The sequence below is a fragment of the Nocardia sp. NPDC059240 genome (assembly GCF_042753865.1).
Lineage (GTDB): Bacteria > Actinomycetota > Actinomycetes > Mycobacteriales > Mycobacteriaceae > Nocardia.
Genome location: NZ_JBHZAC010000003.1, coordinates 103,669 through 116,441 on the forward strand (window position 1 = coordinate 103,669; position 12,773 = coordinate 116,441).

The window sequence follows — 12,773 nt, forward strand, 5'->3', positions numbered from 1 at the left end:
CGGTCAGCCCTTCTTGCCGACCGTGATCAGGTCGGGGACCCAGCGGCTGTACCAGGGACGCGCGACCGGGCGCTGCTCGACGATCTCGAAGCCCGCGTCCCGGAAGACCTTTCGGATCTCCGCCGAGGAGGGGGCATGGGCGGGCATCAGTCTGCTCGCGCTCACCCGCTGCAGTGGTCGCGCCCAACGGGCATCGCCGGCGGGTGTGCACACCACCGCGATACCGCCCGGCCGGAGCACCCGATGGAATTCCGTGAGCGCCCGAGCCTGGTCGAAGAAATGGAACGCGGTGGTGGTCGTCACCGCGTCGACGGATCCATCGGGCAGGTCCAGTTGCTCGGCGGGGCTGTGCTGCCACCGCACCTCACGGCTGCGACGGCGCGCCTTGGCGAGCATGCCCGGCGATACGTCCACACCCCAGATCACGTCCATTTCGGTGGCCAGCCGGGCGGCGAGAATCCCGGTGCCGCAACCGATGTCGGCCACCGCGCGGGTTCCCGCACGGTCGAGCATCCGGATCACATCGTCCTGCGGTGGGCGATACAGGTACCACTGCAAGACCGGCAAGTCGTAGGCGAGTGAGGCTACCGAGAAGACGCTCGCTACAACGGAATTCAGTCGCCGCCGGGAGCCGGGATGCGCTGCGGTGATCACCGGGTGGCCTCCGTCCGTGCGGTGCGGCCGTTGGTGGCGCGCGCGGCGGCCGAGCGGCCACGCGTCGCGACGGCAGGCAATCGGTCGTAGCGGTAATCGTCCAGCGGGAAGCGCCGCAGTGATCGGCTCGCCTCGAAGAATCCGGACGGGCGCAGATAGGTGGAGTCGCCCTGCGAGTTCCGATAGTAGGTATTGGTGTGGCCGTTGAGTTCCGTCAGGTAGTACCGCAAGATCTCGCTGTTGCGATAGGTCGTGCGGTGATACTCGTCGGCGACGTCCTTGCGGATCTCCACCGAGGTGGCACCCCGACGGCGGCCTTCGACAATGGCACGCACCGCGTGATCGGCCGACATCTCCACGAAGTCGTGCCAGCCCGAGCCGGTCCAGCAGTACGGGCCGACCAGCATGAATCGGTTGGGCAGACCGGGAACGGTGACGCCCTGATAGGCCTGCAGACCTTCGGCGCGGTAGAACACGCCGAGATCGAATCCGTCCCGGCCGAGAATGGTGCCCGGTACGTAGGTCTCCGGGTCGGAGAACACCTCGTAGCCGGTGGCCAGGACGATGACGTCGAATTCGCGCTCGACACCGTCGGCCGTCCGGATGCCGGTCGGGGTGACGGTCTCGATCGTCTCGGTGACCAGGTCCACGTTGGTGCGGTTGAACGTGGTCAGGTAGTGGGTATTGGCGGTGGGGCGCTTGGTGATCGGGCCGAAGTCCGGGGTGAGCTTCGACGCCGTGACCGGATCCTTGACCATGAACCGTACGTAGCGACCGTAGGCCTTGACGATCGTCCGGTCGAAGGCGTTCAACACCGGTTTGGCCGACGCGGGTGGAATGCCGACGATCAGGCGGCCCGCCACATCGACCACGATGAGAATCGTCTGGTGCAGCAGCGGCATGACGCCGGGCACTCGCAGTACCGACTTCAGCCAGGCCGGAGTCCGGAAGTCCGGCTTGGGCATCGACCACACCGGTGTGCGCTGGAAGACCGTCATCGCACCGATCCGCCCCGCGATCGCCGGAATGATCTGCACCGCCGACGCTCCGGTTCCGATCACCGCGACCCGCTTGCCGGTGAGGTCGTAGTCGTGGTTCCACGCGGTGGGACGCTGAATCATGCCCGCGAAGTCCGCGACCCCGGGCACCGCGTCCGCCCTGGGTCGCACGAACGCGCCGACGGCGCTGATCACGTGCCGCGCGGTGATCACGCGCCCGGTGCCGGTGTGCAAGCGCCACAGGTGGTTTGCGTCGTCGAATTCCTCGCGTTCGACGTTCACGCCGAATTCCGCGTGCCGATAGAGCCCGTATTTGCGGGCTACGTCGGCGTGGTAGTGCTTGACCTCGGGTCCGCTCGGGAAGAACCGCTCCCAATCGGTGCGCCGCTCGAAGGAGAACTGATAGGCGGGCCACGGAATGTCCACGGACAGTCCCGGATACGTGTTCTCGTGCCAGCTGCCGCCGAAGTCGGACTCGCGTTCGAGGATGACGAAGTCCTCGATCCCGGCCTTGGCGAGTTTGACACCCGCCGCGATGCCGCCGGGACCGGCGCCGATGATGGCGACCTCGTGGTCCGGGTCGATCCGCCGTGTCTTGCGCTTGGTTGCCACGTTTGCCTCTCCAGGGACGACGACCCACGGCGCCCACTGTCCCAGACAGTAGCTCAGATGACCGCTTCCGCTCTAGCCATTCCAGGGAGAAATCGCCTCGGGAGGCATGGACACACCGGCGTGACACGCCGAGCTATGGGTTGTGCGCCGCGGCCCGGGCGCGACTGGCCGCGAACTCCGGAAGCCATTCGGCGACCACGTCACCCACCGGCACGGTCACCTCGAGCTGCGCCATCACGGCGAACAGGGTCAGCAGCATCCGGCACACGGGCGAGAGCTCGGGCGGCATCGACAGCCCCCGATGCACGTTGCTCAGGCTCAGATTCAGGCCCTCGCCGATTCGGGCGCGTAGCCACTGCGAGGTGATCGTCGCCGCCGGTTCGAGCATCACGCGCCGGAACGGCTCCAGCACGCGGTAGAACTCTACGGCGTCGAATTCCCTTCCCGCGGACAGAAACGCGTGCTCACGCAGTATCGCGTCCAACTCGGAGGGACCGCCGTTGAGCCCGACGTCGAGCAGTCGGGCGGCCATCGCCTCGGTCTTGGGCACCGGCGGCACGCACGCGCCGAAATCGACGATTCCCAATCGGCCATCGGGCAGCGCCAGGAAGTTGCCCGGGTGGGGGTCGCAATAGACCAGCCCGACCTGCGACGCACTGAGCAGGCAGAAGCGAATGATGTTCGCCCCCAGCCGATCCCGCTCCGCCGTCCGCACACCCTGGCCGATGACCGTGGTCAACGGCGTACCGTCCAGCCATTCGGTGACCAGGACGCCCGAGCGCTGGTCAACGACCCTGGGCACCACGAATTCCGGGTGCCGCCGGGACATCGCGGCGAACGCCCGCTGATTGTCGGCCTCGGCCGCGTAGTCCAACTCGAGCCGGATGCCCTCGCACACCGCATCGGCCAGTGCCTCGATATCCATGCCCGGCAACAGCACCGCGGCGAGGTACGCCATCCGCCGCAACTGGCGCAGATCGGCTTCGATCGCGTCGGCGATGCCGGGGTATCGGATCTTGACCGCGACCGGCGTTCCGTCCCGCCAGATCGCCCGGTGCACCTGGCCGATCGAAGCCGCCAGCGGGCGACGATCATCGAATGCGCGGAAGTCGGCGCGCCAGTCGGGCCCGAGGTATCCGGTCAAGGCCGCGTCGACGGCGGCGGGCAGCATGGGTGGCGCGGCATATTGCAAGCGCGCCAACGCTTCCCGGTAAGGACCGGCGATCTCCTCCGACAGTCCGCCGGGATACAGGGCCATGATCTGGCCGAGCTTGGCCGCGCATCCGCGCAGGCCGCCCAGCACTTCGAAGAGGTGCCGCGCCGTCCGTTCCCGGATCTCGTCTCGCACCGTCTCCTTGGGAGTGCCGAGCAGACGCCTACCCATCCCGGCCGTGCGCCGACCGGCATAGGCGGTGGGCAGAGCTGCCAGCTGCAGCGTGCGAGCCCGGTCATTCGGACCGCCTCGCGCGAACCCGAGTTTCCGCGACAGTCGAGTCTCGTTGTGCGAATTCACCATTGAGTCCTCACGCCCGACACGCAACGCTGCACCACCAGTACAGTACGCTGTCCTAGACAGTTGCGACAGAGACAGTGGAATCGGGAGTGGGCGAGGGTGAGCGGCCAGACCGGGGCGTCCGAGGTGACCGACGAGTTGGGGCGGCGCGTCGTGACCGGACGCTATCGCCCGGGCACGCTGATGCCATCGGTCCGCAAGCTCGCCGAGGAATTCGAGATCAGCAAATCCACCGCCCAGGTCGCACTCAGCCGACTCGAGGCATCGCGCTTCGTGGTGGCCGAACGCGGCCGCGGATTCATCGTCCAGGATGTCCGGCGCCACGGCGGATTCGACGTCTACGCCACGGTGTTCCGGCTGTCGATGGCCGACCCCGACCAAGCCATCGCGATCTTCGCCGATGTCGTGCACCTCGGCCGCGACCTGCTCATCGACCTGCTCGGCGACTACTTCCAACTGCCCGCGCGCCCCGATTCCGCGCCCTTGCTCGCCATCGTCGACGCGATGGAGGCCGCAGCCCTGCAGCCCGAAGTCGACCTGAGCGCTTTCCTCGCGACCGAGTTCGACCTACTGCGCGAAATAGCCTGCACCATAGGACAATCCGCCGCAGTGGCCCTACTGAACTCCCTGTCCGGAGTGATCACCGACGTCCCGGAAGCCGTCGACGCCTACTACTCCGCCGACCCCTCCGCCCACGTCCTGATCTGGCGAGCCATCATCAACGCATTCAACCGCCCCGATCCCCCACACGAGGCCGAATACTCCCTGGTCAGCGACATGCTCGCCCTCTACCACCAGCGAGTCATCGACAGATTCACCACCCTCGTCGCCCCACCCGGACGTCACACCCACCCCGCCGCCGAAACCGCCTGAGCGGCAACACCTCCACAAACCCCGGTAGCCGTGACCTCGGCAGCCTTGCAATGCTCGATGCGCGAGATCTTGGACTCGTGCCAGCCCTCACGAGCGGCTCCGGCTGTTCACGGAGATTCGTTGATGTACTTCCGATACGGCGTCGCGGCGGCCAGCAATCGATCCTTCACCCCACCGCAGTACGCCGCGATCTTCGGATCGGTCGTCACCGCAACGCCCGCAGACCGACCCTTCTGGTCAACCAAGTTGAAGGCGACGCGACTACCGTCGAGCAGCCACCAGTCATCGCCGGGGATGTCGGCCAGATCGACGAGATGCCTTGGCAGGTAACGGATGTCTTCGCCCGCCTCGACATTCTCGCCGGTAACGGACAACAACCATCGCTGATAGTCGCTGTGCGGCACCGTGACGACCCGAACACGGCTGACGACAACACCCCGCCCTGTCATCTCCCGGATCAGATCAGTCCAATCAGACTTGTCATAGTCCGGCGGCGGCTCGCCGCTGACGAATCGCCGAAGTGGCTCGTCCTCGCTCGCTACGGCGTAGGTATCACGAACCTCCATGTGGTAGGCCGATTCCCGACACTCGTCGAACAGATCGTCCCAGTCGTCAACGCCGCGATATTCCACCGAAGTAGATCCTCTCCGCTAGGGCGCGGTTCCAGGTGCACAGCCGCTACCCCAGCGGCTTCTCCTGGCCTGACCGCATTTCGAGGGCCTTGCGTATCAGAGCACGAGCCGCATCACCGGTTGCCGACAACTCGGCGAGCTCTGTGAACAGTCTGCCGTATGTCCCGATCTCTCGGGGCTGGGTGATACTCAGTTCCGCTGTCACTGCCTCGACGAGTACCAGCCGCTCGTCGAACATGACGAAGTTGGTTACCTGGATAGGCAATTCGGCTCGAGCCGGGACGATTCCCAATAGGACACGCGACAATCCGATCACTGCCAGCAGCCGGTCGAGCTGACCGGTCATCACGGCGTCATTACCGACCGTCGTTTGCAAGGCTTGCTCCGACACCAGGATATGAAAGCGGCGATCACCCTTGTACAGAAGATGTTGGCGCTCCAGGCGCTTCGCTACACCTGCATCCAAATCGTCTGGTACCCGATAGAACTTGATGTAGCGACGCAACACGGCCTCGGCATACTCCGCGGTTTGGAGTATCCCGGGGATGAGGTTCGGCTGGAAGATCCGCATGAGCTTGGACTCTTCAGCGAGCTTGACCGCTTGGTGCTGTCGGCGTTTGGTGCCGGTGCCGAGCACCTTCCGCCACTCGACATACGCCGCCTGCACGTTGCGAAGTGTGGCGATCAGGTCGGGTAACTGGGCCTCGTTTCCGGTGTGGACGCAGTACGCCCGTAGTTGCGCTTCTGTGGGACTCCTGTCCCCCGTTTCGATTTTCGAGACCGCCGATTCATGCCAGCCGGCGAGCGAAGCGAGCTCACGGCCGGAGATCCCGGCATCACGACGAAGCTCCCGGAGCCGCGCCCCGAGAGCTTCGCGTGCTTCATGAACGGAACTCGTCACCGTTGGGCATACTCCGCGAACGGTGTTGCGAGCTTCCAGAGTCGTTCACGTGTCTCTTGGTAGTACGCAACGATTCCAGGGTCCCCGGTTACCGCCAGCCCCGCCGATACACCGGACGGATCGGTGAGGTTGAAGGCGACGCGCTCACCGTCCAGCAACCAACAGTCATCGAGGGGAACGTCCCCGGCCAGATGCCTTGGCACGTAACGGATATCATCACCTGCTTCAACGTTGAAGCCGGTGACCGACAACAACCATCGCTGATAGTTACTGTGCGGTTCGGTGACCACCCGCACCCGGCTCACCTGCACCCCACGGTCTGCGGTTTCCCGCATGAGGTCCTGCCAAGGGGTTTTCGTGTACGGGGCTGGTTCGCCAGCGAGGAATGCGCGTATCCGGGTGTCTTCGTCGGCTACGTGGTATGTGTCCCTGACTTCCAGGTGGAACGCATCGCGTTTCAGTTCCCGGAACAGCGACGGCCACAGGCCCGGTTCATCGTTCGGCCGCAGCAACATTGCCGTAGAACGTCCTTCCTAGCTTGGGCACTTCCACACAGGTCTCATCAGCGTAGATGTCCATCTGCCCGAGAGTCTCGAGGTCGGTGATCGGACGGCCGGATACCAGGAAGGTCCCCCGGCCTGTATCGCTCATGGGGGAACCGATGAAGCTGTCCGGCTCCGCGAATCCGGTGAGGTGGTGGGGAATCTCCACGGTCTCCTCCCGATTCGTCTCCCAGCCCTGGACCACGTACGTGTCCCGGTCAGTGGCATAGAGGCTGGGGCAGCCTCCTGAGTCCGATCCGCATTTGCCAAGAAACGTTAGGTTCATGGTCGCAACTCCCGTCCAAGGGTTTGACACAAATTGGCATGTGCACTGCCAATCGTCCCCCAGACGGACGATTCCGACTGCCGGTCAAAGACTTTTCGTCAAGTTCTGCCAAGATTCTGGACCTTGGTAGCAGTCGGTTCCTAACGTCGGCACATGGAACCAGACGAAGCGCAGGCCATGCCACGCACGCGGCTGCTCCAGTTCCCCGGCGGCGTACTGGAACTCAGCAGCAGCCACGACCCGGCCGACGACTACGGCGGCATCTTTCTCGAACTCCACGACTCCACGGCCATCGACGGCCACGACGAGCAAAGGGCGGTCATGCGGTACACACCCACCGCACTCGGATACCTGCGCACCGATGTCTCCGGTGTGAGCCAACTGTGGGACGAATCCGAGATACGCAGGCTCGCAGCACGATACGGATACGACCTGGCCGAGATCGTCGTCCACGACCCGGCCAGTGGTCGGCCGCCGCTTGCGCGACTCAAAGCCCAAGCCACCCGCCTGGACGCCGAAGCGGTATTCGTGCCCTCACTCGAACATTTCGACGAAGGCGAAGCGCCGGGATCGCTGGTACAGCGCTTGGACGTGGTGACCGTCCACCCGGAATCGACCTACTCGCGACGCGTGATGTCACCGCAGCCGGACCGCACGCCGGGTGGACGGCGCATCGTCCGATACACCTAGTCCGCCTGCGCAGGTGACAAACGAAGGGTCGTGTCGAGATTCACAAGCTCTCGGACGACGTCCGAGGTGTCGCGCTCTTCGACATCGCCTCCCGCACAGCCTGCCACTTTGCGGCTATGCGCTCGGGGCGCTGGTGGCCACATTCGACGACTTCACCGCTGGCGTCGGTAACTTCGGGTGGTTCCAGCCAGACGATGAGCCATCCAGCAGAGTCATTACACACATCCATTACTGCCGTACCGCAGCGTAGCCACCAAGTCCAGCCGTCGCTGGTGGGTGCGGTCGGGTCCGGCTCAGAACAGTTGCTCGACCGTGAGGGGGAGTTCGCGGATTCGTCGGCCGGTGGCGTTGAACACCGCGTTGGCGATGGCGGGGGCGACGCCGATGAGGACGACCTCGCCGAGTCCCTTCACGCCGAGCGGATCGACGGCCTTGTCCTCCCCGTCGAGGAAGATGGCGCGAAGGTCGGGGATGTCGGCATTGACCGGGACCAGGTAGTCGGCCAAGCTCGCGCTGACGATGCGGCCGTCGCGCGGGTCGGTGACGGTGTGTTCGAGTAGCGCGGCGCCGATGCCGCCGGTCATGCCGCCGAGCGCCTGACTGTCGGCGAGTTTCGGGTTGATGATTCTGCCCGCGTCGTAAACACCGAGCATCCGTCGCACGCGAACGAGGCCGAGCCGGGCATCGACGGCGACCTCGGCGAAGACGGCGCTGTAGGCCGACTTGGACAGCAGCTGGATATCGAACTTGGACAGGTCCGGGAAGGCTGGGATCGGGGTTGCCAGCGAAGGAACGAATACCCCGGACGCCGTCAGGTTGCGGCGTCCATGGCGGGCCAGCAGATCCTGATAGGACTCACCGCGTTCAGGGGCACCCTCGACCTGGAGTCGGCCGTCGATCACCACGATCGCCGCGGGGTTCGCCAAGAACAACGGAGAACGGAAATCGACGACGGCCAGTGCGATGGCTTCGGCCCGCACGGTGTCGCAGCCGATCTGCACGGCCGATCCCATGCTGGCCATGGTTTGGGAGTTGCCGACCGGAGGCGCCGTCGGCATGTCCGAATCACCGAGCTGGAACCGCACCATGTCGATGGGCAGTCCGAGCGCGTCCGCAGCAACCTGTGCCATGGATGTGTAACTGCCAGGGCCTATCTCGCTCGTGGCCGCCTCGATCAGCGCCGTACCGTCGGCGTCGAGCCGGACGTTGCACTGCGATGTCGACGTGATGGTTTCGTAGACGCCCACCGCCATGCCCATACCGACCAGCCAGTCCCCGTCGCGAGTCACGCCGGGTTCGGGATTGCGACGGTCCCAGCCGAATTCGCGGGCCCCGACCGCACAGCATTCGATGAGGCGGCGCGTCGAGAACGGGCGGCCGGTCGCCGGGTCGGCGGAAGGCTCGTTGCGGGAACGCAGTTCGATGGGATCGATGCCGAGTTGGTGGGCGAGTTCGTCCATGGCCGATTCGATGGCGAAGACGGCCGAGGTGAATCCGGGAGCGCGCATCCAGGTCGTCGCGTTCACATCCAACGGCACCGTCGAATACGTCTGGTGGACATGGGGTGTCGCGTAGAGCATTTGCCCGGGGATGAGGATGTTCTCCTCGAACTTTTCATAGGTCGCGGTTTCCGTCTTGACCTCGTGCACCGCGGCGGTCACCCGGCCGTCGCCCTGCGCGCCGAGACGCAGCCGGTATTCCGAGGCGGGCCGGTATCCGGTGCCGTAGTAGAGCTGTCGACGGGTCAGCACGAGTTTGGTGGGCCGCCCGGTGACTCGCGCCGCCAGCGCGGCGATGACGACATGCGGCCAGGTCCGAATCGCGCTGCCGAACGCGCCGCCGACAAACGGCGAGATCACCCGTATCGAGTCCGGGAGGATCGCGAATGCCGCGGCGAGTTCGAATTGCACGCCCGCCACCCATTGGGTCTTGTCCCAGACCGTCAGGTTGTTGCCGTCCCATTGCGCGATGGTGGCATGAGGTTCCATCGGATTGTGGTGGTTACGCGCAGTGCGATAAACGGCATCGAGCCGGACCGGCGCGTCCCGCAGGGCCCGGTCCGCATGGCCGCGATCGTAGACGGTGGGCGGGTTCGGCCGACCCGTACTCAGTTCGGTCGACGGCTTTTGTGCCTCACCCATCACCTTGACCAGATAGGCTGCGTGCCTGGCGGTTTCGAGGGTCTCGGCGACCACGACGGCGACCGGCTGACCGTGGAACAGGATGGCGTCATCCTGGAAGACCCGCAGCCGCCGACCCTCCGGATTGACCAGCGAGCCCGGTCCTAGGTACGGCAGCTTCGGCGCGTTGAGATGGCTGATCACGGCCAGCACACCAGGCTGCGCGAGAGCCTGCGTCGCATCGATTCCGGTGATACGGCCCCGCCCGACCGGGCTGTCGACCACGACCGCGTGCACGACACCCTCGACGGCGTGTTCGGCCGCGTAGGTGGCTTTCCCGGTCACTTTCAACACGCCATCGGCCCGACTGACGGGCTTACCGACGAACCGCTGCGCCTGCGGACTCACAGCCCACCCCCCACGATCCGCAGTTGACGCTCGACCGTCCGAACCAGCAGATCCGCCTTGAACCCGTTCTGCGGCAACAGTTTCGCCCCGTCGGCGGCACCCGAGGCCGCATCCGCCCACACTGCCGCTTCCGGTCGACGACCCAGCAGCGCCTGCTCGACTCCCGGCAGTCGCCACGGCACGGTGCCGACCCCGCCCACGGCGACCTTCGCGGTGCGGATCACACCGTCGGGTATGTGCAGCGCCACCGCCGCGGAGGTCAATGCGAACTCATACGATTGGCGATCGCGCACCTTGAGGTAGCCGGACCGCAGATTCGGCGGATACCCGGGGATCTCCACGGCCGTGACGAGCTCACCCGGACGAAGATCGTGTTCACGCTCGGGCGTCTCACCGGGCTGCAACAGGAAATCGGAGAAGCGCACGGCGCGTTCACCATTCGGCCCGCGCAGGACGACGATGGCCTCCAACGCCGCGAACGCCACACAGACATCCGAGGCATGCGGCGCGATGCAGTGCTCGGACGTACCGAGGATGGCATGGCCTCGGTTGATACCGCCGACGGCCGGGCAACCCGATCCAGGAGCACGCTTGTTGCACGACGCCGAGACGTCACGGAAGTACGTGCACCGGGTGCGTTGCAGGATATTGCCGCCGATGGTCGCCATGTGGCGCAGCTGCGCCGAGGCGCTGAGCTCCAAAGCCTGTGCCACCACCGGAAATCGGTCGCGTACCTCCGGGTGCGCTGCGGTATCGGCCATCGTGGCCAGCGCACCGATGCGCAGGCTTCCGTCGCCGGTGAGCGCGATCTCCCGCAGTGGCAGCCCGGTGATATCGATGAGCGCGTCAGGTTGTTCGACATGGTGCCGCATCAGGTCGACGAGGGTGGTTCCACCGGCGATGAAACGGCCCCCGCGACGCCCTGCCTCCAGTGCGGCGGGAATATCGGCGACGGTGGTCAGGGTGAACGATCGCATCCGGCCCGCCTCAGCGTGCCGAGGCGACGTGGTCGACCGCGTCGACAATTCTCGGATAGCAGCCGCAACGACAGATATTGCCGCTCATCCATTCCCGAATCTCCTCACGAGAGCCGGTGTGCGCCTCCGCGATACAGCCGATTCCCGACATGATCTGTCCCGACGTGCAGTAGCCGCACTGGAACGCGTCATGCTCGATGAACGCCTGCTGCAACGGATGTAGCTCCTCGTTGGTAGCCAGCCCTTCTATTGTCGTGACCGACTTCCCGTCCAGGCGGGCAGCCAGCGTGAGGCACGCATTGACTCGACGATCGTCGAGCAGGACGGTGCACGCACCGCACGCGCCCGCATCACAGCCCTTCTTGGTGCCGGTCAAGCCCAGGTGCTCGCGCAGCAGATCGAGCAGCGAGGTCCGATTGTCGACCGTCACCGTCCGCGCGGCACCGTTGACGGTGATCGACACCGTGCTGACCGGCGATGCGGTCGCCGTATCCCCGACGGCCCGGCCCGCGGTCAGCCCGGTGCCGACGGCCACACCGGTCACGGCAGTCGACACGGCGACGAATGTTCGCCGCGAAACCACCGATGACGCAAACCCGCCACCGGCGGGCGGCGGGGTGGCAGCAGGTCGGGACGGCGTAGGCATGGGTGCACTCTCGGCTCGAGGGAACATCGATGTTTTACCGAACAGCCGGCGCGAATGGCAGCTGTGAGAACTCGAGAAAGCCTGGAACATGACGGGCATTCACTCGGGCGCGACGCTAACACGCGCACCCGCCGCAGCCTGGTAACCGATCGACAGAACGCCCGGCACGTCGTCGCCGGCCAGGCGATTGTGCATTTCGACAAGTCACCCGATGGGGTCTTCGTCATTTGCCGAATGACCCGAATGGGTGCGTGTGCCAGTATGAGTCGTCGACCGTGGAGCCACGAATTCACCGCATAGACATCGCTCGCTGGACACCGATTACCTGGCTGCTGTTCCGTTCCGTACCACGTGTTTTCAAAGAAGCAATGAGACCAATGAGCCTCGCCAAACGAGCCGCCGTAATCGTGACCGTGCCGCACGATCGCATCACGCCTGGAGGATTCGAATGGCGGCGGGCAATCGAATATCTCCCGAGTATCGACTCCCTGCACATGCGCCGATGGCTCAACAACCAGCACACCGAGGCACTCTCGAGCAGAACAGGATTCGTCGTCCCCGCAGACCGCTGGCGGGCCAGCGACCGGGTACCGCACCGCGAAGTGTGCGTTCCGCCCGGCGAGTACGCACACTTCATAGCCGCGGTCGACGCTGTTTCACCGAGGTGACCGCCCGCAACCCAACGATCACAGTCCCGTTCGCCCCACACTTTCCGATGGAAAGCATCTGGTAGGCATAGGTTTCACTGCGTTTCCGATGATGAGGAGCAGTCCCGGAATGATCTGCGGCTTCGAGCAACTGCCGACACTCGAACCACGCGGAGTCGATGTTGTGCAGGCTCGCAGCGACATACGGGTACGACCTGGCGGAAATCGTGATCTACGACCCCGCGTCGGGACGGCCACCACTGGCACGATTGAA

Annotated in this window: 12 protein-coding genes; 2 read left to right on the plus strand and 10 right to left on the minus strand. The window is 65.3% G+C overall.

Annotated elements, in window-relative coordinates; genetic code table 11:
• Window positions 1-3 precede the first annotated feature (3 nt).
• The 3 genes from ACFXHA_RS10720 to ACFXHA_RS10730 all read right to left on the minus strand — a co-directional run bounded on the left by ACFXHA_RS10720 (window position 4) and on the right by ACFXHA_RS10730 (window position 3,777).
• On the minus strand, window positions 4-654 hold the full coding sequence (locus ACFXHA_RS10720) for a class I SAM-dependent methyltransferase (RefSeq protein WP_379355269.1): 651 nt from the start codon (window positions 652-654) through the stop codon (window positions 4-6).
• The gene (locus ACFXHA_RS10725) at window positions 651-2,264 is read right to left on the minus strand and encodes a flavin-containing monooxygenase (RefSeq protein WP_379355271.1); all 1,614 of its coding nucleotides are present in this window, start codon (window positions 2,262-2,264) and stop codon (window positions 651-653) included. The genes ACFXHA_RS10720 and ACFXHA_RS10725 overlap by 4 nt, the downstream gene beginning before the upstream one ends.
• A gap of 133 nt (window positions 2,265-2,397) precedes the next feature.
• A complete protein-coding gene (locus ACFXHA_RS10730) occupies window positions 2,398-3,777 on the minus strand; it encodes an ABC1 kinase family protein (RefSeq protein ID WP_379355272.1) in 1,380 nt (459 codons plus the stop codon).
• Window positions 3,778-3,876: 99 nt separating this feature from the next.
• Here ACFXHA_RS10730 and ACFXHA_RS10735 point away from each other — a divergent pair, with 99 nt between their 5' ends.
• Entirely contained in the window at window positions 3,877-4,650 is a 774-nt protein-coding gene (locus ACFXHA_RS10735) for a GntR family transcriptional regulator (protein ID WP_379355274.1), read from the plus strand.
• Between the two features lie 107 nt (window positions 4,651-4,757).
• Here the strand turns inward: ACFXHA_RS10735 and ACFXHA_RS10740 are convergent, their stop codons facing one another.
• The 4 genes from ACFXHA_RS10740 to ACFXHA_RS10755 are packed head-to-tail and all read right to left on the minus strand — an operon-like array spanning window position 4,758 to window position 6,894.
• The gene (locus ACFXHA_RS10740) at window positions 4,758-5,282 is read right to left on the minus strand and encodes a DUF6879 family protein (RefSeq protein WP_379355276.1); all 525 of its coding nucleotides are present in this window, start codon (window positions 5,280-5,282) and stop codon (window positions 4,758-4,760) included.
• 46 nt (window positions 5,283-5,328) lie between these two features.
• The gene (locus ACFXHA_RS10745; RefSeq protein WP_379355278.1) at window positions 5,329-6,183 is read right to left on the minus strand and encodes a helix-turn-helix domain-containing protein; all 855 of its coding nucleotides are present in this window, start codon (window positions 6,181-6,183) and stop codon (window positions 5,329-5,331) included.
• Complete coding sequence (locus ACFXHA_RS10750) at window positions 6,180-6,698, minus strand: DUF6879 family protein (protein ID WP_379355279.1); 519 nt, start codon at window positions 6,696-6,698, stop codon at window positions 6,180-6,182. The genes ACFXHA_RS10745 and ACFXHA_RS10750 overlap by 4 nt, the downstream gene beginning before the upstream one ends.
• Window positions 6,676-6,894 carry a hypothetical protein gene (locus ACFXHA_RS10755; protein ID WP_379355281.1) on the minus strand — a complete coding sequence of 73 codons (219 nt, stop codon included), beginning with the start codon at window positions 6,892-6,894 and terminating at the stop codon, window positions 6,676-6,678. Before ACFXHA_RS10755 ends, ACFXHA_RS10750 begins: the two co-directional genes overlap by 23 nt.
• Before the next feature lie 270 nt (window positions 6,895-7,164).
• Between ACFXHA_RS10755 and ACFXHA_RS10760 the strand changes: the two genes are divergently transcribed.
• Window positions 7,165-7,701, plus strand: coding sequence for a hypothetical protein (locus ACFXHA_RS10760; RefSeq protein ID WP_379355283.1), 537 nt, complete (start codon window positions 7,165-7,167; stop codon window positions 7,699-7,701).
• Between the two features lie 293 nt (window positions 7,702-7,994).
• On the opposite strand, the gene ACFXHA_RS10765 is transcribed toward ACFXHA_RS10760, so the two are convergent.
• Genes ACFXHA_RS10765 through ACFXHA_RS10775 form a run of 3 tightly spaced genes read right to left on the minus strand, consistent with a single transcriptional unit; the run spans window position 7,995 to window position 11,762 of the window.
• Entirely contained in the window at window positions 7,995-10,166 is a 2,172-nt protein-coding gene (locus ACFXHA_RS10765; protein WP_379355285.1) for a xanthine dehydrogenase family protein molybdopterin-binding subunit, read from the minus strand.
• A 59-nt stretch (window positions 10,167-10,225) separates the two neighbouring features.
• Entirely contained in the window at window positions 10,226-11,206 is a 981-nt protein-coding gene (locus tag ACFXHA_RS10770; RefSeq protein WP_379355287.1) for an FAD binding domain-containing protein, read from the minus strand.
• A 10-nt stretch (window positions 11,207-11,216) separates the two neighbouring features.
• A complete protein-coding gene (locus tag ACFXHA_RS10775; RefSeq protein ID WP_379355289.1) occupies window positions 11,217-11,762 on the minus strand; it encodes a (2Fe-2S)-binding protein in 546 nt (181 codons plus the stop codon).
• Window positions 11,763-12,773 lie beyond the last annotated feature (1,011 nt).